Source organism: Streptococcus parasanguinis (assembly GCF_964238605.1).
In the GTDB taxonomy this organism is placed as follows: Bacteria; Bacillota; Bacilli; order Lactobacillales; family Streptococcaceae; genus Streptococcus; species Streptococcus parasanguinis_AJ.
This window is the reverse complement of record NZ_CAXSMM010000005.1, coordinates 66,225-90,124: the sequence shown is the minus strand read 5'-3', so window position 1 is coordinate 90,124 and position 23,900 is coordinate 66,225. Positions and strand designations below refer to the sequence as shown.

At 42.3% G+C, this 23,900-nt stretch carries 20 protein-coding genes; 17 read left to right on the top strand and 3 right to left on the bottom strand.

Annotation, left to right across the window (positions count from 1 at the left end):
* Positions 1 to 61: 61 nt before the first annotated feature.
* Both ACESR9_RS05515 and ACESR9_RS05510 read left to right on the top strand, forming a co-directional pair.
* The gene (locus ACESR9_RS05515; RefSeq protein ID WP_061591427.1) at positions 62 to 904 is read left to right on the top strand and encodes a metallophosphoesterase family protein; all 843 of its coding nucleotides are present in this window, start codon (positions 62 to 64) and stop codon (positions 902 to 904) included.
* Positions 905 to 1,015: 111 nt separating this feature from the next.
* Positions 1,016 to 1,465 carry an Rrf2 family transcriptional regulator gene (locus tag ACESR9_RS05510; protein WP_024055257.1) on the top strand — a complete coding sequence of 150 codons (450 nt, stop codon included), beginning with the start codon at positions 1,016 to 1,018 and terminating at the stop codon, positions 1,463 to 1,465.
* 240 nt (positions 1,466 to 1,705) lie between these two features.
* Here the strand turns inward: ACESR9_RS05510 and ACESR9_RS05505 are convergent, their stop codons facing one another.
* Positions 1,706 to 2,788, bottom strand: coding sequence for an aminopeptidase P family protein (locus ACESR9_RS05505; RefSeq protein WP_373105925.1), 1,083 nt, complete (start codon positions 2,786 to 2,788; stop codon positions 1,706 to 1,708).
* Between the two features lie 160 nt (positions 2,789 to 2,948).
* Between ACESR9_RS05505 and ccpA the strand changes: the two genes are divergently transcribed.
* Positions 2,949 to 3,953, top strand: a complete 1,005-nt coding sequence (ccpA, locus tag ACESR9_RS05500; protein ID WP_061591300.1) for a catabolite control protein A — start codon at positions 2,949 to 2,951, stop codon at positions 3,951 to 3,953.
* Positions 3,954 to 4,114: 161 nt separating this feature from the next.
* Here ccpA and ACESR9_RS05495 read toward each other — a convergent pair whose 3' ends face one another.
* Positions 4,115 to 4,705 carry a TetR/AcrR family transcriptional regulator gene (locus ACESR9_RS05495; protein ID WP_024055141.1) on the bottom strand — a complete coding sequence of 197 codons (591 nt, stop codon included), beginning with the start codon at positions 4,703 to 4,705 and terminating at the stop codon, positions 4,115 to 4,117.
* Positions 4,706 to 4,861: 156 nt separating this feature from the next.
* Between ACESR9_RS05495 and ACESR9_RS05490 the strand changes: the two genes are divergently transcribed.
* The 4 genes from ACESR9_RS05490 to thrS all read left to right on the top strand — a co-directional run bounded on the left by ACESR9_RS05490 (position 4,862) and on the right by thrS (position 10,171).
* Complete coding sequence (locus ACESR9_RS05490) at positions 4,862 to 5,449, top strand: class I SAM-dependent methyltransferase (RefSeq protein ID WP_049485661.1); 588 nt, start codon at positions 4,862 to 4,864, stop codon at positions 5,447 to 5,449.
* A 102-nt stretch (positions 5,450 to 5,551) separates the two neighbouring features.
* A complete protein-coding gene (locus ACESR9_RS05485) occupies positions 5,552 to 6,550 on the top strand; it encodes an LTA glycolipid anchor biosynthesis glycosyltransferase, IagA/BgsA family (protein ID WP_003008161.1) in 999 nt (332 codons plus the stop codon).
* A gap of 1 nt (position 6,551) precedes the next feature.
* A complete protein-coding gene (locus ACESR9_RS05480; protein ID WP_021153617.1) occupies positions 6,552 to 7,874 on the top strand; it encodes a glycosyltransferase family 4 protein in 1,323 nt (440 codons plus the stop codon).
* Between the two features lie 353 nt (positions 7,875 to 8,227).
* On the top strand, positions 8,228 to 10,171 hold the full coding sequence (thrS, locus tag ACESR9_RS05475; RefSeq protein WP_070675005.1) for a threonine--tRNA ligase: 1,944 nt from the start codon (positions 8,228 to 8,230) through the stop codon (positions 10,169 to 10,171).
* Positions 10,172 to 10,382: 211 nt separating this feature from the next.
* On the opposite strand, the gene ACESR9_RS05470 is transcribed toward thrS, so the two are convergent.
* The gene (locus tag ACESR9_RS05470) at positions 10,383 to 11,432 is read right to left on the bottom strand and encodes a DUF389 domain-containing protein (protein ID WP_070587096.1); all 1,050 of its coding nucleotides are present in this window, start codon (positions 11,430 to 11,432) and stop codon (positions 10,383 to 10,385) included.
* Positions 11,433 to 12,316: 884 nt separating this feature from the next.
* On the opposite strand from ACESR9_RS05470, the gene yycF reads away from it, so the two are divergent.
* From yycF to ftsY, 10 genes are all read left to right on the top strand, one after another.
* On the top strand, positions 12,317 to 13,018 hold the full coding sequence (gene yycF / locus ACESR9_RS05465; RefSeq protein WP_003008151.1) for a response regulator YycF: 702 nt from the start codon (positions 12,317 to 12,319) through the stop codon (positions 13,016 to 13,018).
* Positions 13,011 to 14,363 (top strand): cell wall metabolism sensor histidine kinase VicK, encoded by a 1,353-nt coding sequence (gene vicK / locus ACESR9_RS05460; RefSeq protein ID WP_049472090.1) that lies wholly within the window; start codon positions 13,011 to 13,013, stop codon positions 14,361 to 14,363. Before yycF ends, vicK begins: the two co-directional genes overlap by 8 nt.
* A gap of 7 nt (positions 14,364 to 14,370) precedes the next feature.
* Positions 14,371 to 15,180, top strand: a complete 810-nt coding sequence (gene walJ / locus ACESR9_RS05455) for an exodeoxyribonuclease WalJ (RefSeq protein ID WP_023918725.1) — start codon at positions 14,371 to 14,373, stop codon at positions 15,178 to 15,180.
* 148 nt (positions 15,181 to 15,328) lie between these two features.
* Positions 15,329 to 15,874, top strand: a complete 546-nt coding sequence (locus ACESR9_RS05450) for a hypothetical protein (protein WP_373105917.1) — start codon at positions 15,329 to 15,331, stop codon at positions 15,872 to 15,874.
* Between the two features lie 33 nt (positions 15,875 to 15,907).
* The gene (locus tag ACESR9_RS05445) at positions 15,908 to 16,294 is read left to right on the top strand and encodes a YbaN family protein (RefSeq protein ID WP_201036695.1); all 387 of its coding nucleotides are present in this window, start codon (positions 15,908 to 15,910) and stop codon (positions 16,292 to 16,294) included.
* Positions 16,295 to 16,393: 99 nt separating this feature from the next.
* Positions 16,394 to 17,095, top strand: coding sequence for a ribonuclease III (rnc, locus tag ACESR9_RS05440; RefSeq protein ID WP_070506695.1), 702 nt, complete (start codon positions 16,394 to 16,396; stop codon positions 17,093 to 17,095).
* Positions 17,086 to 20,622, top strand: a complete 3,537-nt coding sequence (gene smc / locus ACESR9_RS05435; RefSeq protein WP_201036694.1) for a chromosome segregation protein SMC — start codon at positions 17,086 to 17,088, stop codon at positions 20,620 to 20,622. The genes rnc and smc overlap by 10 nt, the downstream gene beginning before the upstream one ends.
* Positions 20,612 to 21,418, top strand: coding sequence for a Cof-type HAD-IIB family hydrolase (locus tag ACESR9_RS05430; protein WP_049497382.1), 807 nt, complete (start codon positions 20,612 to 20,614; stop codon positions 21,416 to 21,418). Before smc ends, ACESR9_RS05430 begins: the two co-directional genes overlap by 11 nt.
* Positions 21,415 to 22,236, top strand: a complete 822-nt coding sequence (locus ACESR9_RS05425) for a Cof-type HAD-IIB family hydrolase (protein WP_024054729.1) — start codon at positions 21,415 to 21,417, stop codon at positions 22,234 to 22,236. The genes ACESR9_RS05430 and ACESR9_RS05425 overlap by 4 nt, the downstream gene beginning before the upstream one ends.
* Positions 22,237 to 23,895: a signal recognition particle-docking protein FtsY gene (gene ftsY, locus ACESR9_RS05420; RefSeq protein ID WP_201036693.1), complete on the top strand. Its 1,659-nt coding sequence runs from the start codon at positions 22,237 to 22,239 to the stop codon at positions 23,893 to 23,895.
* Positions 23,896 to 23,900 lie beyond the last annotated feature (5 nt).

Genomic DNA, 23,900 nt, shown 5'->3' with positions numbered 1-23,900 from the left:
ACTTTCACCTCGGGGTGGAAGTTTTTCTTCTCTTTGTTATAATGGAGAGTAGGAGAAGATCATGACTAAAATTGCTTTACTTTCAGATATTCATGGAAATACGACAGCTTTGGAAGCTGTCCTAGAGGATAGTCGAAAAGCCAAGGTGGATGAATATTGGCTCTTGGGAGATAGTTTGATGCCTGGAACAGGCAGACGCGCTCTTTTGGAGCTGTTAGAGGAGCTTCCTATTACGGTGAAAGTCCTTGGAAACTGGGAAGATAGTCTTTGGCGCGCTATGAGGGGGATGTTGGATGAGACTAGACCAAGTCATCGCTACCTCATGCGCCAGTGTCAATATATTCTTGAAGAAATCACGCCCCAGGAAATTGAAGCTATGCAGGAAATGCCCATGCAGGTCCATAGAGAAATCGCCGGTTTAAAGATCGGCATTACCCACCACTTACCCGATAAGAATTGGGGTCGGGAATTGATCCACATTGGTGAGCAGAAGGATTTTGATCGCTTGGTGACAAACCCGTCTTGTGATATTGCAGTCTACGGACACATTCACCAGCAGTTTTTTCGCTACGGGACAGGAGGAGAACTGATCATCAATCCTGGGTCGATCGGTCAACCTTTCTTTTTGGAAAAGAATCTTCGCAAGGATCTTCGGGCCATGTATGCTATTCTTGAATTTGATCAAACGGGGCTAAAAGATATCGATTTTAAACGGGTGGATTATGATGTGCAAAAAGAACTCCAACTTGCTAAAGACCTCCATCTTCCTTATTATCAAGTGTATTATGAAAGTTTGGTCAATGGCATTCATCATACCCACAATCATGAGCTACTTCATGAGATTGAGCAGAGAGAAGGTCATGATCGAGAAATCGATGCTTGGTTAGAGGACTTTTTCCAATAGTGTAACTGTTGACATTACAACAAAAACTAGTATAATAAGGGTAGTAAGAGTCATCTGTTGACAATCGTCCAATGGATGCCACTTTCAGAACAGGCAGAAAGGAGTAAAAACATGCAAATTTCGAGTCGCTTTACCATTGGGACTCATGTCTTGATCATGATTGCTCTACAAGGAGAAAAAACAAAAGTAACCAGTGATTTTTTGGCAGGAAGTGTTGGTGTGAATCCTGTTATTATTCGAAAGACCTTGTCTCAGTTGAAAAAAGCTGGATTGATCCATGTAGCGCGTGGGACAGGAGGAGCTGAACTCGCTAAAGCAGCCGATGAGATCAGTCTGCTGGATATCTATCAAGCTGTCGAATGCTTAGGTTCGACAGGCCAATTATTTGGTTTCCATGAAAAACCCAATCCAAATTGCCCAATAGGTCACAATATCCACCATGTCTTAGATGGGAAGCTCGAAGACATTCAGACTGCTATGGAAAAAGAGATGGCTCAAACCAGCCTAAAAGAAGTCGTAGAAGACGCGCAGAAAAGAATGGACCTCGAATCGGTTTCATAAGAAAAATGAGAGTGGGACAGAAATCGGTAATTCGTTAGAATTCGATTTCGTCGTTCCACCTCCGCACAGTTGAGTAGGGCTGTAAAAGCTGATGAAATCAGCGCAGTAGAGCCCATTCAACCACTGCGTCTTAATCGACAATCCAAAGACAATTAAGAGGCTAGGACTTTTGTCCCAGCCTCATTTTTTATATTTATTGACGAAACATTCTGTTTGCTGCGACTTGGATCTACAAAAGGATTAGTCAAAGTAAAGCAAGTCTTTGCTGGTTTCTGTAAAGAGTCCAAAGCCGTCTTTTGTGACATAGCCGCAGTCTTCGATACGGACTCCGACTTTACCTGGGATATAGATCCCTGGTTCGACTGAGAAGCACATGCCTTCTTCAAGCACCAGGTCATTTCCTTCCATAATAGAAGGAAATTCATGCACATCCATACCGATACCGTGTCCAAGGCGGTGGTTGAAGTATTCACCATAGCCAGCTTTTTCGATAACGCTCCGTGCAGCACGGTCAACTTCATGTGCGGTTACACCAGGTTTGATCATGTCAATAGCTGCTTGTTGAGCTTCTAACGTCAAGTGGTAGATTTCTTTTTTGAAATCATCTGGTTTTCCAACCGCAACAGTACGGGTCATATCTGATGCATAACCATTCACCATACAGCCAAGGTCAAAGAGCAAGAGAGCATCGTTTTCGACTTTGTTGCTTCCAGGAATTCCGTGTGGGTTAGCTGCATTATTCCCCGTCAAGACCATCGTTTCAAAGCTCATTTCATAGCCCAAGCGTTTGATGCCAAAGTCGATTTCTGCAACGATATCAGTTTCTGTTTTATCCAGTGAGATGGCGTCAAAACCCATATTGACAGCCTTATCTGCGTATTGACCGGCCACCAACATCTTTTGGATCTCATCAGCAGATTTGATCAAGCGCATGCGGTTAATCCGTGGTGTTAAGTTAGTAAATTCCGCTTTTTCAAAGACAGTGCGCAAACCATTGTATTTGGTCAGAATCAAGTTATCATATTCAAGTGCAACAGTTTTGGCATCTGGTTTAGCGATAGCCCCTTTAATCTTTTCCCAAGGGTTTTCAGAATCTACATAGCCAACTACTTGGAAATCGACAACTGCAGTCGCCCGTTCCACTTCAAGTGCAGGAACGAAGAGAAGGGGTTCGTGGTCTGTATAGACGAACAAGAAGAGTTGGCGTTCGTGGGGATCACTGTAAAATCCAGTCAGGTAATTGATGGTGACAGGATCAGATACAACAGCGACGTTTGTTTTTTCAGTTTCAAGAAAATCGACGATTTGATCTAATTTAGACATAATGCTACCTTCTTTCTATGGATCTATTTTGTCAAATTTTCCCTAAAAAAGCAAGAGTTTACAAAATTTTACCAAAATACTTGAAAGTGTTTACAATCCATGATAAAATAGGATTAATTAGAGAATGAAAACGAAATTTTCAATAATGAAAGGAAATCTTATGAATACAGACGATACAGTAACGATTTATGATGTCGCCCGTGAAGCAGGGGTTTCAATGGCAACCGTTAGTCGTGTAGTGAATGGAAATAAGAACGTTAAAGAAAATACACGTAAAAAAGTTTTGGAAGTGATCGAACGCTTGGATTACCGTCCAAATGCTGTTGCGCGTGGTCTTGCCAGTAAGAAAACCACAACAGTCGGTGTTGTGATTCCAAACATTACCAACAGCTATTTCTCTACCTTGGCTAAAGGGATTGATGACATTGCGGAAATGTACAAGTACAACATCGTCCTTGCAAATAGCGATGAAGACGATGACAAAGAAGTTTCAGTAGTAAACAACCTCTTTTCAAAACAAGTGGATGGAATCATTTTCATGGGCTATCACTTGACAGAAAAGATTCGCTCAGAGTTTTCACGCTCTCGGACGCCAGTCGTCCTTGCTGGGACAGTCGATGTAGAACACCAATTACCAAGTGTCAATATCGACTACAAGCAAGCTACTGTTGATGCTGTTGCACAATTGGCAAAACACAATAAGAAAATTGCTTTTGTAAGTGGCCCATTGGTGGATGATATCAATGGAAAAATCCGTTTGGCTGGCTATAAAGAAGCTTTGAAAACGAAAAAATTGAGCTACAGCGAAGGACTTGTCTTTGAATCGAAATACCGTTATGATGAAGGTTACAACTTGGCAGAACGCATCATTGCGTCAAAAGCAACAGCTGCCTTTGTAACAGGGGATGAATTGGCTGCAGGTCTCTTGAACGGCTTGTCTGATCACGGTATCAAAGTACCAGAAGACTTTGAAATCATTACTAGTGATGATTCACAAGTAACACGTTACACGCGTCCAAATCTATCAACGATTGGCCAACCCTTGTATGACCTTGGTGCGATTAGTATGCGGATGTTGACAAAGATCATGCACAAAGAAGAGTTGGAAGAACGCGAAGTGTTGTTGTCTCATACGATCAACCAACGTGGAACGACCAAAAAATAAGGATTAGTAGACTAGAGTCTCGACATGGGAAGACGTGTCTACTAGTCTAAGAGGCTAGAACAGAACTGTTCTAGCCTCTTTTTATATGTGTCATTAATCATAAGTAATGATGAAGTGAAATTGAATGAGTGTTGGTTCAAATATTGATGTGTAAGTTACAATTAAATCGTTCTAGAGTTTGTTAAAATACCATACAACAAAATATGATGAATTTGTTTTGTTTCGTCTTCTATGTTTTTATTTGGAGATAGATGATTTCCTGTGCTATTGAGAGCACTCATGACGTTTAAAATAACCTCTGTTGACAAATCTTTAGCAATTATATTTTCATTTTTACCTAGCTCAATATATGCACGATATATTTCACGCTTTTTCTCATCTATCGCTTTTGTCATAAGTTTCGTAAAAGTAGGATCCTCTAACGTTTTTTCTTGAAAGTAGTTAGAAATCTGTTGGCTTATTTTTTTCTGACATAAAGCTAAGGCTTGATTTAATTTTGATTTATAATCTATATTACTGAGTAGAATGTTTTCAGCTTCTTGTATGATGTCTTTAAACAATTCATTAATACATAAAGCTACTAAATTATCTTTCTTATCAAAGTAATTGTAGATTGACACAGGAGAAACTTCTGCGACTTTTGCAATTGATTGTATACTTGTTTCTTTAAACCCTTTTTCTTTAAATAAAGAAAGAGCAGACTGAATAATAGCTTGCTTCTTTTTTTCTGTTGTTTTTTGATATTGATTCATTTGAACACTCCATTTGATATCAATTATAGCACAACTTTGAAATTTATCTCAGATTATTTCATTAATTCTTGACGATATCTGATATTTACAATATAATTAAGTTTGAAATATAATTAATGATATTTCAAACTTATAATAATTGAGGGAAGATATTTAATGTTAACTGAATTTCTTATTAAGCAGTCTCAAAAACCTAGTGGTCTTATTGGTAGAGTCATCACAAAAATATGGTCATTCTATTTTAAAAAACTTAGTCTTTGGGCGATTAAACAGACTACTATTTCAGATAATTATAGAATTTTAGAAATTGGTTACGGTGGCGGGAGTACTATCAAGAACCTTCTTGCTTTAAATAAAAATCTTGAGATTCATGGTATTGATATTTCTAAGGAATCATATAGAACTGCCCAACGTGTTCATTCAGATTCCATAAGAAAAGGTAGTGTCCAACTTAAGATTGGAAATGTGGAGAATATGCCTTATCAAAATAACTATTTTGATAGAATATTTGCTATTCAGACCCATATTTTTTGGAAGGATATAAAAAAGAGTTTTCAAGAAGTTTATAGAGTCCTGTCCAGCAATTCTACTTTGATAATTGCTTCTGAAAAAGAAAAAATACATTATCATATGACAGATTATCGTACAAGTCATGAATTTAGTCAGTTACTAACAAGTATTGGTTTTTCAAAAATTGAGGAAAAACAGAATCGCAATTGGATTTTGTATATCGTATATAAATAAAATAGAATTTTAAATTTCGAACAGAACTGTTCTAGCCTCTTTTTTATACTGCAAACAGGTAGAGACTTGCTGGGCACTCTTTATTTCGGTATAATAGAAAGTATGAAAGTTTTACTGTATTTAGAAGGAAAATCCGTATTACAAAAATCAGGAATTGGTCGAGCCTTGCAGCATCAAATGCATGCGCTGGATTTGGCTGGGATTCCGTATACGACAGATATTTTAGGAGATTATGATGTGGTGCATATCAATACCTATGGCCCACGGAGTTTCCTTTTGCTCCATGCAGCAAAGCGTCGTGGAAAGAAAGTCATCATGCATGGCCATTCAACCCGTGAGGATTTTGAAAATTCCTTTATCGGGTCTAACTTTTTTGCGCCCTTGTTTGGGAAGTATTTGGCTCACATGTACCAAAAGGCAGACTATGTGATCACGCCATCTGAGTATTCCAAACACCTGATTCAGTCTTATGGGGTGACCACACCGATTATCGCGGTTTCCAATGGAATTGATTTGGAAAAATACAAGAAGGATCCGAAAAAAGAAGAAGTCTTTCGCAAGCATTTTAATATCCAAGAAGGCCAAAAGGTTGTCATCTGTGCAGGGCTTTATTTTAAACGCAAAGGGATTGAAGATTTCGTAGAAGTGGCTCGTCGCATGCCGGATGTGCGCTTTATCTGGCTAGGTTCTATCAACAAATGGATCATTCCGCGTAAGATTCGTCGTATCGTGGAAAAGGATCATCCAAGTAATGTGGAATTCCCTGGCTACTTCAAGGGAGCGGTCTTCCAAGGGGCCATGACGGGTTCAGATGCTTTCTTCTTCCCATCTTATGAAGAAACAGAAGGAATCGTTGTTTTGGAAGCCTTGGCCAGTCATCAGCACACGGTCTTGCGGGATATTCCAGTATACAATGGCTGGATCGACGAGACGTCTTCTGAATTGTGCCATAATGTAGACGAATTTGTGGATTCCTTGAACAAGGTCTTGAACGGACAAGTAGACAAGCGGGAGGCGGGCTACAAGGTCGCTGAAAGTCGTTCGATCGACTTAGTGGCTTATCAATTGGTCGAAGCCTATCAAACAGTTTTGGAGATGTAAGATGCGTGTAGGGTTATTTACAGATACCTATTTCCCGCAAGTTTCGGGAGTGGCGACCAGTATTCGGACGCTCAAAACAGAATTAGAAAAATTGGGTCACACGGTCTTTATCTTTACGACAACGGATAAAGATGTCAACCGCTATGAAGATTGGCAGATCATTCGGATTCCAAGTGTGCCTTTCTTCGCCTTTAAGGACCGCCGCGTTGCATATCGTGGCTTCTCAAAGGCGCTTGCCATTGCCAAGCAATACCAGCTGGATATTATCCATACCCAGACTGAGTTTTCACTGGGCCTTTTGGGAGTGTGGATTGGACGCGAGTTGCGGATTCCAGTCATTCATACCTACCATACCCAGTATGAGGACTATGTCCGCTATATTGCAAGAGGCATGGTCATTCGCCCAAGTATGGTCAAATACATTGTGAGAAGTTATATGAATGATCTGGACGGCGTGATCTGTCCTAGTGAGATCGTCTATGACTTGCTCCAAAAGTACAAGGTCAAGGCAGAAAAACGCATTATTCCGACAGGGATTGATTTGGCCAAGTTTGACCGACCAGAAATCACTCCGACAGAGACAGCAGCCCTTCGTGAAAAATATGAAGTCGCAGAAGATGAAACGCTTTTACTGAGTCTGTCGCGGGTTTCTTATGAAAAGAATATTCAGGCTGTTATTGCGGCTCTTCCTGATGTCCTCAAGGTCAATCCAAAAGTTAAGTTGATCGTGGCTGGAGATGGTCCTTATTTGGATGATTTGAAAAAACAAGCGGCGAAACTGGGGATTTCAGATGCGGTTGTCTTTACAGGGATGATCCCACCAAATGAGACAGCTCTTTACTATAAGGCGGCTGACTTCTTTATTTCAGCTTCAACGAGTGAGACGCAAGGGTTGACTTATTTAGAGAGTATTGCGAGTGGTACCCCGATCATCGCTCATGGCAATCCTTATCTCGATCATGTGATTGATGACCCTATGTTTGGAAAGCTCTTTTATGAAGAGAGTGATCTGGCACAAGCGATTCTTGAAGCGATTGAGGAGATGCCTCCAATCGATGAGACCAAGTGGGCAGAAAAGATTGATGATATTTCTGCAGCAACCTTTGGCCGTCGGGTCTACGAATTTTACTTGGATAAAATCATCTCTAAAGACTTTTCAAATGATTTGAATCCTGAGCAAAGTCGGGTTAAGCGGATGTCTAAGACCATTGTGAAAATCCCGACCAAGGTGATTGCTCTTCCGGTCAATGGATCTGTGAAGATGATGAAGGCTTCGGTCAAACAAGTGAAGAAAATCCGTAAAATCACGCATTTCTTTGATTGAAAATGAAACTTTTTCTTGCAAAATTTTTCAATCGTGCTATAATAACTGACAGAGACATATCAAATCTAGGAAATCTGATAGAGAGCGCGTGGGGCTGGAAATCGCGTAGAGGATAGGTTTGGGACTACTCGTGATTCTTTTATGCAAACATAAAACGGTGGCTACGTTAGAGCCAATCAGAGGTGTCCCTCTTTTTTGAGGAACATAAATGAAGGTGGAACCACGTTGCGACGTCCTTTCGAGGAGGTCGCTTTTTTGATTTCTTCATGAAGACATCAAAAGGAGTGACGATTCCAATGTTCAAAGACACCTCCCACCCATTTAGCTACTAAAAACTTTATAAGGAGAAAATCATGATTAAGATTACTTTCCCAGATGGCGCTGTTCGTGAATTCGAATCTGGCGTTACTACTTTTGAAATTGCCCAATCTATCAGCAATTCTTTGGCTAAAAAAGCTCTTGCTGGTAAATTCAACGGCAAATTGATTGACACAACTCGTGCCATCACCGAAGATGGAAGCATTGAAATCGTGACACCTGATCACGAAGACGCTCTTCCAATCTTGCGTCACTCAGCAGCTCACTTGTTTGCCCAAGCAGCTCGTCGCCTCTTCCCAGATATCCACTTGGGTGTTGGTCCAGCGATTGAAGATGGTTTCTACTACGATACAGACAACCAAGCTGGTCAAATCTCTAACGAAGACCTTCCTCGTATCGAAGAAGAAATGAAGAAAATCGTGAAAGAAAACTTCCCATCTGTTCGTGAAGAAGTGACCAAAGATGAAGCGCGTGAAATCTTCAAAAATGATCCGTACAAATTAGAATTGATCGAAGAACATTCAGAAGACGAAGGTGGGTTGACCATCTACCGTCAAGGTGAATACGTTGACCTTTGCCGTGGACCACACGTCCCATCAACTGGTCGCATCCAAATCTTCCACCTTCTGAACGTTGCTGGTGCTTACTGGCGTGGGAATAGCGACAATGCGATGATGCAACGGATTTACGGTACAGCATGGTTTGACAAGAAAGACTTGAAGAACTACCTTCAAATGCGTGAAGAAGCTAAGGAACGTGACCACCGTAAACTTGGGAAAGAATTGGATCTCTTCATGATTTCTCAAGAAGTTGGTCAAGGTCTTCCATTCTGGTTGCCAAATGGTGCGACCATCCGTCGTGAGTTGGAACGCTACATCGTTGATAAAGAAGTAGCAGCAGGCTACCAACACGTCTACACTCCACCAATTGCTTCTGTAGAACTTTATAAAACTTCAGGTCACTGGGATCACTACCGTGAAGACATGTTCCCACCAATGGATATGGGGGATGGAGAAGAATTTGTTCTTCGTCCAATGAACTGTCCTCACCACATCGAAGTTTACAAACACCATGTGCACTCTTACCGCGAATTGCCAATCCGTATCGCTGAAATCGGTATGATGCACCGTTATGAAAAATCTGGTGCCCTTACAGGACTTCAACGTGTGCGTGAAATGTCTCTGAATGATGGTCATACCTTTGTGGCTCCAGAACAAATCGAGGAAGAATTCAAGAAGATCCTTCAATTGATCATCGATGTGTATGAAGACTTTAACTTGACAGATTACCGATTCCGCTTGTCTTACCGTGATCCTGAAGACAAACACAAATACTTTGACAACGATGAAATGTGGGAAAATGCTCAACGCATGTTGAAAGCAGCCGTTGATGATATGGGTGTTGAGTACTATGAAGCAGAAGGGGAAGCAGCCTTCTACGGACCAAAATTGGATATCCAAGTGAAAACAGCTCTTGGTAAAGAAGAAACCCTTTCTACCATCCAATTGGACTTCTTGCTTCCAGAACGCTTTGATCTTCATTACATTGGAGCAGATGGAGAAGAACACCGTCCAGTTATGATCCACCGTGGGGTTATCTCAACGATGGAACGCTTTACTGCGATCTTGATTGAAAACTACAAGGGAGCTTTCCCAACCTGGCTTGCTCCTCACCAAGTAACCCTTATCCCAGTATCGAACGAAAAACACGTGGACTATGCTTGGGAAGTGGCTAAGAAACTACGTGACCGTGGTGTTCGTGCAGATGTGGATGAACGCAATGAAAAAATGCAGTTCAAGATCCGTGCTTCTCAAACACAAAAGATTCCTTACCAATTGATCGTTGGGGACAAGGAAATGGAAGAGCAGGCTGTAAACGTTCGCCGTTATGGTCAAAAAGAAACAGAAACCATGTCAGTGGATGCATTTGTAGAATTAATTCTTACAGATATTGCAAATAAATCCCGTGTTGAGAAATAAACCATTTAACCTAGAACAAAATCTCAGCCACCTAAAAAGCAACAACTGAAATAGTTGTTGCTTTTTTACATTTTGATTAAGCTGAGCTAGTAGTGATCTGCTAAACCACCACAAATAGTATCCTCATCAACAATCCTTTCTACCCATTAACTTTTGGATATAGGATATCCTCCCAAGATTTGCTTCCTCGAGTTAGATAAGGTCAATATCCTCAATCCTTGTCTGCTTCATTTTCTTTTACGAGATCTTTTTGAGAATCTTTTTCAGAGAGTTTTTGATCGATATACTTGTCAATGTTTTCGTAAAATTCCTTGGTCGTCTCACTATCTAATTTTGTCGAATTATGGACTTGATTGACTTTCAATTGAACAGATTGAATACCGTAAGAGTCTTGTTTTTGGCGAATGGTTTCTAATTCTTCTTCTGAAATCGGATCTCCAACAACTGTCAAGACCAATTCATTGCTACTTGACTTGTAGACTTGATTAATGATCGTATGATTGGCAAACTCTTTTCCTACAAACTGTTTGATCCCTTCTTTTCGTGCTTGATCCATCGTCAGAGTGACTGCTGAATAGCTGGCTGGAAGAACCAATAATACAATCAAGGAGATCAACCCAATTCTCATTTTCATGTTTAGCTCTTTAAATGAACTTAAGGGAGATTGTCTCATCATAATTCTTGTTCCAACAATATTGATTAGCATGATAAAGACACAGTTGATCAAGAAAAGATAGAGAGCCCCAAATAAAAATCGTACATTTCCATTAGCTAAACCATAGCCTGCAGTGCAGATAGGTGGCATCAGAGCTGTTGCAATAGCTACTCCTGGCACGATATTGTTTGCTTCTTTTTTTCTTGAACCAATGACACCTGCTATCCCACCCGCAATAGCAATGAGAACATCCCAAATGGTTGGAGAGGTTCGTGCAATCAATTCGCTACTTGCATAAGATAAGGGAGAAATCCAGAAATATAGAGTCGAGACAAGCAAACTGACCAATACTTGAGTAAATAAAACCCCTAGAGATTGCTTGATTAAACGCGTATCAAAAATAGCTAAACCAAACCCCAGTCCAATAATCGGTGTCATAAGAGGGGAAATCAGCATGGCTCCAATAATGACAGCTGTTGAATTCATATTTAGACCTATCGAGGCAATAAAAATCGAACACATCAAAATCACTGTATCTCTTAATCGAACATGAAGGTCATCATATAGTTTCTCGCGGAATTCACGTGTTGAATAGTTTCCGGACATTGGTTACTCCTTTTATTTCATATAATCTTGTTTCTGCATGGATGATGGTAGAGAGACTTCTGTCCAAACTGACATGTTTTTAATTCTCATTTGTCATTCTTTTGAACATTATCTTTTAAATATCCATCAGTCCATCCTGCATATTATATCAAAAAATTTACAGTCTTTCTCTGAAGAAATCTATCAATTGAACAGATAGAGAAAGTCAGAAATTTTAGATTCCTTATTCAAAGAAGGAGAACGGTATCTCCTCTGAAAGTAGATACCGTTTTAATGTTTAAAGATGATGAGTTTGTAGCAGCAATCCTAGCTGATATCGCCAACAAATCACGTGTTGAGAAATAATGAAAAAATAAAAAGATTGAGGATAAAACAATCTAAAAACCCTTCCCTTAGGTGAGTAAGAACGTCAGCGAACTTCTATGGAGTTCCAAAACTCCCTAGAGAGGCTGGGACAAAAGTCCTAGCCTCTCAATTATCTTTGGATTGTCGAGCAATACGCAGTGGTTGAGTGGGCTCTACTACGCTGATTTCATCAGCTTTTACAGCCCTACTCAACTGTGCGGAGGTGGGACGACGAAATCGAATTCTAACGAATGACCGATTTCTGTCCCACTCTCATTTTTCTCACGACGGAAAGTTTTTAATAAATGATTTATTCATTCTAGCAAGTAGGAAATTAACTATTTTTAGAATAACTCAAGTGATTTTATCTTCTACATATCATTCGTTTTTTCTGAGACGGAGATTTTAACTTCTCGGTCTTTTTTAACCTTTCTTATTGGAAAGTCCAGCAATTGAGGCTCCACATTTCTTCATAAGTTTGATATAATAAGAAGATAGAGATTGATAAGGAAAAGTAGCATTAGAAACAGGTATGTAAGATGAAAAAAATATTAGTAGTTGATGATGAAAAACCAATTTCAGATATTATCAAATTTAACATGGCAAAAGAAGGCTATGAGGTATTGACAGCCTTTGATGGTCGGGAAGCTTTAGAGGTCTTTGCAGCTGAAAATCCGGATATTATTATTCTTGATTTGATGTTGCCAGAGATTGATGGTTTGGAAGTGGCGCGTACGATTCGTAAGACTAGCAATGTGCCGATCATTGTCCTATCTGCTAAGGATACGGAATTTGATAAGGTCATCGGGCTTGAAATCGGTGCGGATGACTATGTCACCAAACCCTTCTCAAATCGGGAATTGCAAGCGCGTGTGAAAGCCCTGTTGCGTCGTTCTGAGTTTGCGGCTGATCCTCAGCTTGAAAATGAGGCCGATACGGAAATTGTCATTGGTGATCTTCACATTCTTCCAGATGCCTTCTTGGTTCAAAAAGGCAACAAAGAATTAGACTTGACCCATCGCGAATTTGAATTGCTTTATCACCTTGCGACCCATGTCGGTCAAGTGATGACCCGTGAGCACCTTCTTGAGACGGTGTGGGGCTATGATTACTTTGGTGATGTTCGGACAGTAGACGTGACGGTTCGTCGGTTGCGTGAAAAAATCGAGGACACACCGGGACGTCCAGAATATATCTTGACCCGTCGTGGTGTTGGATATTATATGAGAAACAATGATTGATCAACTAAAACAATTTGTAATGTCGTCGAACTTTGTCTTTGTTCTGATTACGGTTGGGTTTATCATTGTGGTAGCCTTGCTTTTGCTAGAAAACCGTAGGGACAATATCAAGCTCAGACAATTAAACGCCAAAATTAAGGATCTGATTGCAGGGGACTATTCTGAAGTGGTCGACATGCAAGGAAGTCCAGAACTGACGGATATGACCAATAGTATCAATGATCTGTCTGAGGTTATTCGCCTGACGCATGAAAACTTGGAACAAGAAACCAAGCGTTTGACCAGTATCCTTTCTTACATGACAGATGGGGTGCTTGCGACCAATAGACGTGGTCAGATCATCATGGTCAATGAAATGGCCGCCAAGCAATTGAATGTCAATCCAGATGAGGTGCTCAATACCAGTATTCTGGATTTGCTTTCGCTTGGAGATGACTATGATCTTCGAAGCTTGATTACAGAAGTACCAGAGTTGACCATCGATTCCCAGGATGAAAATGGGGAATACATAAGTCTTCGTGTGCGCTTTGCCTTGATTCGTCGCGAGTCAGGTTTTATCTCTGGTCTGGTAGCTGTCTTGCATGATACGACAGAGCAGGACAAGGAAGAGCGGGAACGTCGCCTTTTTGTCTCCAATGTGAGTCATGAATTACGGACACCTTTGACCAGTGTGAAATCCTATCTGGAAGCCCTAGACGATGGCGCTTTGTCAGAGCCGGTAGCACCAGATTTTGTCAAAGTTTCACTCAATGAAACCAACCGCATGATGCGCATGGTCACAGATCTATTGAGCTTGTCACGAATCGATAATGAAACCAGTCAGTTGGACATCGAGTTGACCAACTTTACGGCCTTTATCACCTTTATTTTAAACCGGTTTGATAAGATCAAGAGTCAATCGCAAGAAGATACCAAGAAGTATGAACTGATCCGGGAATACCCGATCACTCCGATCTGGGTGGAAATTGATACGGATAAAATGACCCAGGTAATCGACAATATCTTGAACAATGCCATCAAATACTCACCCGATGGTGGAAAAATCAAGGTAGGGATGAAAACAACAGATGCCCAGTTGATTATCTCTATCTCAGATGAGGGCTTGGGAATTCCCAAGAAAGACTTGCCACGCATTTTTGATCGCTTTTACCGAGTGGATAAGGCGCGTAGCCGGGCCCAAGGTGGGACTGGTCTGGGCTTAGCCATTGCTAAGGAGATCATTAAGCAGCACAAGGGCTTTATTTGGGCCAAGAGTGAATATGGTAAGGGATCTACTTTTACCATTGTCTTACCGTACGACAAAGATGCGATTAAAGACGACTGGGATACAGAAGAGGAAGAATAAGGAGTCAATGACAGAAGAGGGATTTAAGTACAGTATTTTAGCTTCAGGTTCTAGTGGAAATTCTTTCTACCTTGAGACACCAAAGAAAAAACTGCTCATTGATGCAGGGCTATCAGGGAAAAAGATTACGGGACTATTGGCTGAAATTGATCGCAAACCAGAAGATTTAGATGCCATTCTGATTACGCACGAACACTCAGACCATATCCATGGTGTGGGTGTTTTAGCGCGGAAATATGGGATGGATCTATATGCTAATGAAGCCACTTGGAAGGCTATGGAAGGGACCAAGTATCTAGGAAAGGTCGATGATGCTCAAAAGCATATCTTTGAAATGGGCAAGACCAAGACATTTGGCGATATCGATATCGAAAGTTTTGGGGTCAGTCACGATGCTGCTGCCCCTCAATTCTATCGCTTTATGAAGGATGGCAAAAGCTTCGTCATGCTGACGGATACGGGCTATGTGAGTGATCGCTTGGCAGGTATCGTCGCGGATGCGGATGGCTATCTGATTGAGTCCAACCATGATGTAGAGATCCTTCGAGCAGGTTCTTATGCGTGGCGCTTGAAGCAGCGGATCTTGTCAGACCTAGGCCACCTTTCTAACGAAGATGGTGCGGATGCCATGATCCGAACCTTGGGAAATCGCACCAAGAAGATTTATCTGGGACATTTGTCAAAAGAGAACAATATCAAAGAATTGGCCCATATGACCATGGAGAATCAACTGGCTCGAGCAGATCTAGCTGTTGGCCATGATTTTGAGGTGCTAGATACCTCGCCAGATACCGCGACCCCTTTGACGAAGATATAAGGTAGAGAACCACCCGTGGGTGGTTTTTTATATGCCTATTTGAGGAAATCTATACCTAGTAATGAATTTGCTCTTTACCCAAAATTCGTGTATGATAGGAAAGAACGAATTCTGAGTGAGAATCACGAAAGTAGAGGAGAGATAATAAATGAAAAAAATGGTGTTATTACTGGCTGGTTTGGTTGCTTTAACTGCTTGTAGTCAGTCTAAGCAGGATACGAAAGAGTCGACTTCCAATCAAACGACGAAGGAAACAAAAGTATCAGAGTCTTCTAAAGAAGAAAAAGGTTTGAAATTTGTAGTAGCACCTCAGTATGAAGGTAAAACATCTGAGCTAATTGAGTTAGGAAAAAAATTGCTCAAGGAACATCCTGAAGTTGGTAGTGAAGGTCATATGGTAGTCTACTTTACTGGGGCTGTATCTGAAGGAAGAGCAGCGCTCATGTTGGTCAATAAGACAGATGTGGATATCAAGAAAGATTTGAATTTTTCAATTTCTTGGTCTTATGATGGAAAGACTATTTTTGATAATCAAAAGGTAAGTTATTCCATCAAGGATAGCGGCGAATTACCATCTCATTCAGCAACTTTGATATTGTTGCCACTGAATGAGGAACAATTGGGAATTGTAGATGGAATGTCAGACCCATCTAAGATGAAGCTTCAACTATCCGATATGATACTTGCAGACTGATATCAAAAAATGAATCATATAAAGGAGAAGTAAATGCGCCTTGTTTATCTTACGGTTGGTTTTGTTTCTTTGGGATTAGGAATTATTGGGATTCCTTTGCCGATTTTACCGACGACTCCCTTTTTACTGCTATCGATGGCCTGCTTTGCTAAAAGTTCCAAACGCTTTGAAACCTGGCTCTACCAAACCAAGCTTTATCAAACCTATGTAGCGGATTACCGAGAGACCAAATCGATTGCCAAAGAACGGAAGAAATGGATCCTTCTTCAGATCTACATTCTGATGGGGATTTCGATCTATCTGGCACCGATTATTTGGGTGAAGCTTGCTCTAGGTGCTTTGACGATTTTTATCACCTATTATCTCTTAAAAGTGATTCCCAATAAGTCCGAAAATCAAACAGAAGAAGATCCTGATTAAAATTGGAGAATTCAGGCCCTAGAACTAGGAAAAGAAGTGCGTTCGTGCTTCTTTTTTGGTATACTTAAGAGTATGAATTTATTAGAAAGTAGGCTTCCCATGGAGAAATTACAAGCCCTGTTATCGGAACGGTTTCAGATCGTTTTTTCAGATAGCAGTTTATTAGATACAGCTTTTACGCACACCTCTTATGCCAATGAGCACCGCCTCTTAAAAATTTCACATAACGAACGTTTGGAATTTTTAGGAGACGCTGTTCTTCAATTAGTTATTTCCGAATATTTGTATAAGGAACACCCAAACAGACCGGAGGGAGATTTGTCCAAATTCCGTTCTATGATTGTCCGTGAAGAGAGTTTGGCTGGTTTTTCTCGGGATTGCCAATTTGACCATTTCATCAAACTGGGCAAGGGCGAAGAAAAATCTGGTGGCCGGGACCGTGATACGATCCTTGGCGATTTATTTGAAGCCTTTTTAGGTGCTCTTTTACTGGATCAAGGAGTGGAAGCGGTCAAACGCTTCATTTATCAGGTCATGATTCCTAAGGTTGAAACGGGTCAATTTTCCCAAGTCATTGACTACAAGACCCGTCTGCAAGAACTGTTGCAGGTTCACGGAGATGTGGAGATCCAATACCAAGTGGTTAGCGAGTCCGGTCCAGCTCATGCCAAAGAGTTTGAAGTAGAAGTGTTCGTGAACGGTCAAACGATGGGACATGGTCATGGTCGTTCCAAGAAGTTAGCGGAGCAGGAAGCAGCCCGCAATGCAGTTGAAACGAGGAATGATGGGCCATGTATCTAAAAGAGATTGAAATCCAAGGCTTTAAATCCTTTGCGGATAAGACAAAAGTCGTATTTGACAAAGGGGTCACTGCCGTTGTAGGGCCTAATGGATCTGGAAAATCAAATATCACGGAGAGCTTGCGCTGGGCCCTGGGGGAATCTAGTGTCAAGAGTTTACGTGGGGGCAAGATGCCCGATGTTATCTTTGCAGGGACAGAATCGCGAAAACCGCTGAATTATGCTTGTGTCACAGTTGTCTTAGATAACCAGGATGGTTTTATCCAACAAGCGGGGAAAGAAATTCGTGTCGAACGGCATATTTATCGTTCAGGAGACAGCGAGTACAAGATCGACGGCAAGAAAGTACGTCTCAGAGATGTCCATGATCTGTTCATGGATACGGGATTGGGACGTGATTCCTTCTCCATTATCTCCCAAGGACGGGTAGAGGAGATCTTTAACTCCAAACCGGAAGAACGCCGGGCCATCTTTGAAGAAGCTGCTGGTGTCTTGAAATTTAAGACGCGGCGTAAGGAAACTGAGACCAAACTCAACCAAACCCAGGAGAATTTGGACCGTTTGGAGGACATCCTTTATGAATTAGAAGGACAGATCCAACCTCTTGAAAAGCAAGCGACGGTTGCTCGCCGTTTCTTGGAATTAGACCAAGAACGGCAGGTTCTCTTGCTGGATGTTTTAGTTGCTCAAGTCGATCTGACAAAAGAGCTCTACGAAAAGGCTGATCAAGAAGAAAAGGCCATTCAAGAACAGTTGGCTTCTTATTACCAACGTCGTCAGGTCTTAGAAGAAGAGAATGTACGCATCAAGAAAGCCCGTCATCAGTTGGATGAGAGCTTAGCTGAGGACCAGGCCAGCTTACTTGAGGTTACTCGTTTGATCAGTGATTTGGAAAAGCAAATCGAAGTAGCTAAGTTGCAATCGAGTCAAGCGGCCCATAGTCGCAGGGAAAATCTTGAGCGGTTGGATGCTGTTTTAGCCCGTCTGGAAGAAGCGAAACAAGAGCTGGCTCAAAAACAAGAGACGCTAGCTGTGCTTCAACAAAGACTGACAGAGAACCGTCAGCAACAAGAAGAGTTGGAAAAAGAATTAGCCAACTACGAAGAAGATCCGGAACAAGTCATTGAGCATCTACGCGAGCAGTATGTCGCACTCTTACAGACGGAGGCTGAAAAATCTAATGAACGGACAGCCATTGAGAGTCGGATCCAAGCACTCCTGCAAGAATCTAGCCATCGTCAAGAGGATTTGACCAAGGCACAAACAAACTTCGAAGCTGCCAAGGAAAAAGAAGTCCGACAATTGGAAGAGTTGGATCAGGCACAAGCGACGGTCAAGGGTTTACTAGTAGAATATCAAGAGCAACTGGTAAAAGTGGAGCAGGCCAAAGCTGCCTACCAAGAGGCTCAAGCTACCATGTTTGACTTGATGGATGAGAGCAAGAATAAGCGGGCGCGGATCAATAGCTTGGAAGCCATTCAGAAGAACCATAGTAACTTCTATGCAGGCGTCAAGAGCGTTTTGCAAGAAGCAGAACGGTTAGGAGGCATCTGTGGGGCTGTTAGTGAGAATTTGAGTTTCTCAAAAGACTACCAGACGGCGCTTGAAATTGCTCTGGGAGCTAGCAGCCAACAGATCATTGTCGAAGATGAAAAGGCTGCAACGCGAGCGATCGATTTCTTGAAACGCAATCGCTTGGGACGGGCAACTTTCCTTCCGCTCACGACGATCAAAGCTCGTCAACTATCCCCTCGGAATTTGGAATTGATTCAAGCCAGTGCAGGATTTCTAGGAATTGCGAGTGACTTAGTGACCTATGAAAATCGGTTTGAACAGATTTTCCAAAACCTGCTTGGAGTAACGGCTATCTTTGACACGACGGAGCATGCGCGTGAGGCGGCTCGTAAAGTCAATTATCAAGTTCGGATGGTGACCTTGGATGGGACCGAATTGCGGACCGGAGGATCGTATGCCGGTGGTGCCAATCGTTCCCAAAATACGGTTTTTGTCAAACCAGAATTAGATAGTTTGAAGCAGAAAATGCAAGCTCTGGATGCTCGTTTGAGAGAAGCTGAGCAGGAGGTAGAGACCAAGGACAATCTGCTCAAGCAGGCGCAAGAATACCTGGCCTCTATTCAAAGCCAAGGTGAGCAAGCGCGTCTAGAGCAACAGCGGGCCCAATTGGCCTACCAACAAAGCCAAGAGCAACTGAAAGAAATTCAGGAACTCTTAGAAGCTTTGAAGTCAGAATTGGCAACAGATGCGACCCAGTCTCTTCAAGAAGAGCTGGAGTCTCTTACTGAGCAATTGGCAGAAATTGAGCTTCAAAAAGAAAATCTGAATCGCGACATTGAAACCATGAAGTCGGACAAAGATGTTCTGCAACAAAAGGTACAAAACCTGCAAGAGCAATTGGCAGAATTGCGACTTCAACAGACCGAATGTAAGAGCCAACAAAGCTATGAGCAAACAGATGCTCGTCGCTTGGAAGAAACGATCTCCCAGTTGGAAGTAGAAGAGCATCAGTTGCAATTGCTGATTGAACAAGGCGATGCCCAAGTTCAAACAGTAGATGTGGAGCAGCTAGCCAATCAATTGGCACAGGCCCAAGCCAAGAAAACGGACTTGGAACAAGGGGTCATTCGGAAACGCTTTGAGCTAGATGATTTGGAAGGCCAGGCCGAAGATGTGGCAGAACAGATGGAACAAGCGCGTAAGAAAAACGAAGAATGGATTCGTCAACAAGCCAAGGCTGAAGCGACACGTGAAAAGCATGCGGATCATTTGAACAAGCTCTTAACGCAAATTACCGATGAATTCATGCAAAGCTTTGAACAAGCCAAAGAGCAGGCCAAACCTGTTGAAAATCTTGCAGCAGCTGAGAATCAGCTCAAGAGCATCGAAAAAGATATTAAGGCACTTGGTCCTGTCAATGTGGATGCGATCGAGCAGTACGATGAGGTGAAGGGGCGCTTTGATTTCCTTTCCAGCCAGCGTGAGGATGTCTTGGCTGCGAAAAACATGCTTCTGTCCACCATCAACGACATGAATGACGAAGTCAAGGAACGTTTTAAATCAACTTTTGAAGCCATTCGTGAATCCTTTAAAGTCACTTTCCGTCAAATGTTTGGTGGGGGTTCTGCTGATTTGATTCTGACAGAGCCAGATCTTCTGACAGCTGGTGTTGAGATTTCTGTGCAGCCACCTGGTAAAAAGATCCAATCCTTAAACCTCATGAGTGGTGGAGAAAAGGCCTTGTCTGCCTTGGCCCTCTTGTTCTCGATTATTCGTGTCAAGACCATTCCATTTGTCATTCTGGATGAGGTAGAGGCTGCCCTAGATGAGGCTAATGTTAAGCGCTTTGGGGATTATCTGAACCGCTTTGATAAGGAAAGCCAATTTATTGTCGTGACGCACCGGAAGGGAACTATGTCGGCTGCAGATTCCATCTATGGGGTGACCATGCAGGAATCTGGGGTTTCTAAAATCGTCTCAGTAAAATTGAAAGACTTAGAAAATGAAGAATAATGATATTAAATTGATTGCTACGGATATGGATGGAACCTTTCTAAATGATCAACATCAGTACGATCAAGACCTTTTACGCAAGGTATTAGCAAGCTGCAAAGAAAAAGGCATTTATTTTGCTGCTGCGAGTGGCCGTGCCCTCCTTTCTCTCAAATCTCTCTTTAAAGGATTTGAGGACCAGATGATTTTCATTGCTGAAAATGGTAGTGTGGTAGAATTTCATGGAGAAGATCTCTACGAAGCGACCATGTCCAAAGACTTTTATTTGGGTGTTTTTGAGGCTTTGAAATCTTCACCTTATGCAGACCCGAATAAGCTTCTTTTGACCGGGAAAAAAGGGAGCTATGTATTAGAAACAGTAGATCCCGACTATCTGGCCTTGAGTCAGCACTACAATGAAAACATTCAAAAAGTGCAAAACCTAGCAGATATTCAGGATGAAATCTTCAAATTGACCACCAACTTTGATGCAGCTCTAGTACTTGAAGGTGAGCAATGGGTCACTGAGAACATCCCCGGTGTCAAAGCGATGACGACAGGTTTTGAATCGATTGATATTGTCCTCGATTATGTCGATAAGGGAGTGGCCATTACCGCCTTAGCGGATAAACTAGGGATCTCGATGGATCAGGTGATGGCTTTCGGGGATAACTTAAATGACCTCCATATGATGCAAGTCGTGGGCCATCCTGTAGCGCCAGAAAATGCACGTCCTGAAATCTTAGCGATTGCTGAAAAAGTCATCGGCCACCATGCGACTGGTTCTGTCCTACGCTACATGGAGGAAATTGTATGAGTAAGATTTCCTTGATTGCGCTGGATTTAGATGGGACCCTTCTCAATTCAGAAAAAAAGATCTCCCCTCGCAATAGAGCAGCCCTCGCTGCTGCACAGGCCCAAGGTGTCAAGGTGGTTCTAACCACTGGTCGGCCCCTGAAAGCTATGGATTTTCTTTTGGAAGAATTGGGAACAGCAGGCCTCAAAGAAGAGTATACGATTACCTTCAATGGTGGCTTAGTGCAGCGAAATAATGGAGAGATTCTCTCAAAAGTTGTCTTGGCACCAGAAGATGTCGCAACCATTCATGATGAAACAGCCCGTCTAGGCCTTCCGCTGGATGCTATCAGTGAGGGAACGGTTTATGAGATTCATGCAGATCGAAAGTCTCTCTATTCCCTTTACAATCCCTACCTGAACTTTATTGAAACTGATTTTAAAGACCTGCCATCCACGATTTCCTACAACAAGTGTGTGACAGCAGTCGATCAAGACTTTTTAGATGCAGCGATCAAGCAGATCAAGCCGGACTTATTTCAAGACTATGAAATTTTTAAATCTCGGGAAATGTTGCTGGAATGGTGCCCTAAAAATGTTCACAAGGCGACAGGTTTAGAGGCACTGGCAGCTATTTTGGGCCTTAAGGCAGATCAAGTCATGGCCTGTGGAGATGAAGCCAATGACCTGTCTATGATCCAGTGGGCTGGACTAGGGGTTGCCATGGGCAATGCGATTCCAGCAGTGAAGGAAGTTGCAGCGCTTGTGGCCCCTGTGACCAATGACCAAGATGCTGTCGCATGGGCGATTGAAAATTATGTGCTAAAGGAGAGTGAATAAATGGGATTATTTGATCGTTTATTTGGAAAAAAAGAAGAAACTGAAAAAGTGCTTCCGTCTTCGGAAGAAGTGACGGAAAGTACTGAGGTTGAAGAAACTGTCAAAGAGGAGCCGGCGGCTACCTTAAATGACAAGGAAGAGCAAAAAATCGCTGATATGGAGGCTTATTACCAAGAGCTCAAAGCGCGAATTGCAGCCACTCATCAACCTATTTCAACCGTTGCTCAAGAAGAGCCGGCAGAGGAACCTCTTGTTGAAGAAATCGTGACTTCAGAGACTCCTGAAGATCAAGAACCAGTAGAGGAGCCTCCAGTTGCCTTTGAACCTGCTCAAACAGAAGCAATTCCTCAAGAAGTTTCACCACTAGCTGATGACACGGAGACTGAGCCTCTTGAAGAAGTGAAAATTGAAGCGGAAGAAACTGAAGATGGTGAGGAAGCAGATGGGGCTAACGGTTCAGAACTGGAAGAAGAGTCACCGATTGCTTCTCCATCATCTGAAGCTGAGCTAGTAGAAGGGAGCACGACAGAAGAGGAGTCTCCAGAACTAGTAGAAGCTCAGGATGAGGTTTCAGAACCTGAAGTATCAGAAGCGATCGCTCAAGTGGAAGAAACTTCAGAAGTTGCAGAAGCTGAGTCCAGACTTCCTCAAGGAGAAGCAGCATCAACCGTTGAGGAAAGAACTGTTGAAGAGGCAGAGCAGCCAATTCCAGACGAGGTTAAGCCTCAGCAAGAAACCATTCAGGAAAAATACGATCGTAGCTTGAAAAAGACACGGACTGGATTTGGAGCACGTCTCAATGCCTTCTTTGCTAATTTCCGTTCAGTCGATGAAGAATTCTTTGAAGAATTGGAAGAACTCTTGATCATGAGTGACGTTGGGGTTCAAGTGGCCTCTAATTTAACCGAAGAGTTGCGCTATGAAGCCCGTTTGGAAAATGCCAAAAAACCAGATGCTCTCAAACGCGTGATCATCGAAAAATTGGTGGACTTGTATGAAAAGGATGGCCAATTTAATGAAGCCATTCGTTTTCAAGAAGGCCTTACGGTCATGCTCTTTGTTGGGGTCAATGGAGTTGGTAAAACCACATCTATCGGGAAGTTAGCCCACCGCTACAAACAAGAAGGCAAGAAAGTCATGTTGGTTGCAGCAGATACTTTCCGTGCAGGAGCAGTGGCTCAACTGGCAGAATGGGGACGCCGTGTAGACGTTCCAGTTGTAACAGGTCCTGAAAAATCAGATCCTGCTAGCGTCGTCTTTGATGGAATGGAACGTGCGATCGCTGAAAACATCGATGTTCTGATGATTGATACGGCGGGTCGTCTGCAAAACAAGGACAACCTCATGGCGGAGCTTGAAAAAATCGGCCGGATTATCAAGCGAGTGGTGCCTGATGCGCCGCATGAAACCTTGCTGGCCCTCGATGCATCGACTGGTCAAAATGCCTTGGTGCAAGCCAAAGAATTTTCAAAAATTACGCCTGTGACAGGAATTGTATTGACCAAGATCGATGGAACGGCTCGAGGTGGGGTCGTCCTTGCGATCCGTGAAGAGTTGGACATTCCAGTGAAGTTGATTGGATTCGGAGAAAAGATTGATGACATCGGACCATTCCATTCAGAAAACTTCATGAGAGGCCTCTTGGAAGGCTTGATTTAAGAGTC

What these genes read in the sequence shown, in the direction of transcription:
- ACESR9_RS05425 (WP_024054729.1), top strand. Translation starts at nt 21,415, where the DNA reads ATGAGTAAGATTTCCTTGATTGCGCTGGATTTAGATGGGACCCTTCTC.
- thrS (WP_070675005.1), top strand. Translation starts at nt 8,228, where the DNA reads ATGATTAAGATTACTTTCCCAGATGGCGCTGTTCGTGAATTCGAATCT.
- ACESR9_RS05515 (WP_061591427.1), top strand. Translation starts at nt 62, where the DNA reads ATGACTAAAATTGCTTTACTTTCAGATATTCATGGAAATACGACAGCT.
- ACESR9_RS05510 (WP_024055257.1), top strand. Translation starts at nt 1,016, where the DNA reads ATGCAAATTTCGAGTCGCTTTACCATTGGGACTCATGTCTTGATCATG.
- ACESR9_RS05495 (WP_024055141.1), bottom strand. Translation starts at nt 4,705, where the DNA reads ATGAATCAATATCAAAAAACAACAGAAAAAAAGAAGCAAGCTATTATT.
- ccpA (WP_061591300.1), top strand. Translation starts at nt 2,949, where the DNA reads ATGAATACAGACGATACAGTAACGATTTATGATGTCGCCCGTGAAGCA.
- ACESR9_RS05505 (WP_373105925.1), bottom strand. Translation starts at nt 2,788, where the DNA reads ATGTCTAAATTAGATCAAATCGTCGATTTTCTTGAAACTGAAAAAACA.
- ACESR9_RS05470 (WP_070587096.1), bottom strand. Translation starts at nt 11,432, where the DNA reads ATGTCCGGAAACTATTCAACACGTGAATTCCGCGAGAAACTATATGAT.
- smc (WP_201036694.1), top strand. Translation starts at nt 17,086, where the DNA reads ATGTATCTAAAAGAGATTGAAATCCAAGGCTTTAAATCCTTTGCGGAT.
- yycF (WP_003008151.1), top strand. Translation starts at nt 12,317, where the DNA reads ATGAAAAAAATATTAGTAGTTGATGATGAAAAACCAATTTCAGATATT.
- ACESR9_RS05430 (WP_049497382.1), top strand. Translation starts at nt 20,612, where the DNA reads ATGAAGAATAATGATATTAAATTGATTGCTACGGATATGGATGGAACC.
- ACESR9_RS05490 (WP_049485661.1), top strand. Translation starts at nt 4,862, where the DNA reads ATGTTAACTGAATTTCTTATTAAGCAGTCTCAAAAACCTAGTGGTCTT.
- ACESR9_RS05445 (WP_201036695.1), top strand. Translation starts at nt 15,908, where the DNA reads ATGCGCCTTGTTTATCTTACGGTTGGTTTTGTTTCTTTGGGATTAGGA.
- ACESR9_RS05480 (WP_021153617.1), top strand. Translation starts at nt 6,552, where the DNA reads ATGCGTGTAGGGTTATTTACAGATACCTATTTCCCGCAAGTTTCGGGA.
- walJ (WP_023918725.1), top strand. Translation starts at nt 14,371, where the DNA reads ATGACAGAAGAGGGATTTAAGTACAGTATTTTAGCTTCAGGTTCTAGT.
- ACESR9_RS05450 (WP_373105917.1), top strand. Translation starts at nt 15,329, where the DNA reads ATGAAAAAAATGGTGTTATTACTGGCTGGTTTGGTTGCTTTAACTGCT.
- ftsY (WP_201036693.1), top strand. Translation starts at nt 22,237, where the DNA reads ATGGGATTATTTGATCGTTTATTTGGAAAAAAAGAAGAAACTGAAAAA.
- vicK (WP_049472090.1), top strand. Translation starts at nt 13,011, where the DNA reads ATGATTGATCAACTAAAACAATTTGTAATGTCGTCGAACTTTGTCTTT.
- rnc (WP_070506695.1), top strand. Translation starts at nt 16,394, where the DNA reads ATGGAGAAATTACAAGCCCTGTTATCGGAACGGTTTCAGATCGTTTTT.
- ACESR9_RS05485 (WP_003008161.1), top strand. Translation starts at nt 5,552, where the DNA reads ATGAAAGTTTTACTGTATTTAGAAGGAAAATCCGTATTACAAAAATCA.